The following is a 938-nucleotide window of genomic DNA, read 5'->3' as shown; positions in this document are numbered from 1 at the left end:
GGGTGCGGGTGGTGGAGGACACCGAGCGGGCCCGGGAGTTGGCGCGCATGTTGGCGGGTTTGCCCGATTCGGATCTGGGTATCGCCCACGCCGAGGAGTTGCTGGCGGTGGCCGCCAAGGAAAGGCGGTTGTGACGCCGCGTATTGTGAGCGCAAGCACACCGGCTTGTGCCGGTGTGTGCTTCCCTGGGTAGGCGGCCCTGCTCAGGCATGTCGCGACAGAAAAGCCTGCCTCACATGCCAGGATGGTCACGATGCGTCTACCCACGTTGCGCCGGAACCGGAACTCCGAACCGGGCAGAGTCCTCGGCACCGCGCGCCTTGATCGCCGGACGAAACGCCTGGTCGGTCGGCTGCGACCCGGTGACATCGCGGTCATCGACCACGTCGACCTGGACCGGGTGGCGGCCGATTCGCTGGTCGCCGTCGGGGTCGCGGCGGTGCTCAACGCCAAGCCGTCGGTCTCCGGCCGCTACCCGAACCTCGGCCCGGAGGTGCTGGTCGCCGCCGGCATTCCGCTCCTCGACGACCTGGGTGAAGGCGTCTTCGAGCGGATCCGCGAGGGCGACCAGGTGCGCATCGAGGGCAACACGGTCTTCGCCGGTGACGAGCCGGTGGCCCACGGCAGCCTGCAGGACGCCGAGACGGTCGCCAAGGCGATGGCTGACGCCCGGGAGGGTCTGTCGGTGCAGTTGGAGGCGTTCGCCGCCAACACGATGGACTACCTGCGCCAGGAGCGCGACCTGCTGCTCGACGGTGTCGGGGTGCCCGACATCGAGACCCAGATCCAGGGTCGCCACTGCCTGATCGTGGTGCGCGGCTACGACTACAAGGCCGACCTGGACGTGCTGCGCCCGTACATCCGGGAGTTCAAGCCGGTGCTGATCGGCGTCGACGGTGGCGCGGACGCGCTCGTCGAGGCCGGCTACACCCCCGACA

General features: G+C 69.2%; 1 protein-coding gene. It reads left to right on the top strand.

Annotated features, from left to right (window positions below):
• Positions 1 to 253: 253 nt before the first annotated feature.
• Positions 254 to 938, top strand: a 685-nt coding sequence (gene steA, locus KBX53_RS34300; protein ID WP_247676619.1) for a putative cytokinetic ring protein SteA, incomplete at its 3' end; no start/stop codon positions are given.

This window comes from Micromonospora sp. M51 (genome assembly GCF_018070305.1).
GTDB lineage: Bacteria > Actinomycetota > Actinomycetes > Mycobacteriales > Micromonosporaceae > Micromonospora > Micromonospora parva.
This window is presented reverse-complemented; position numbering and strand designations above follow the sequence as displayed.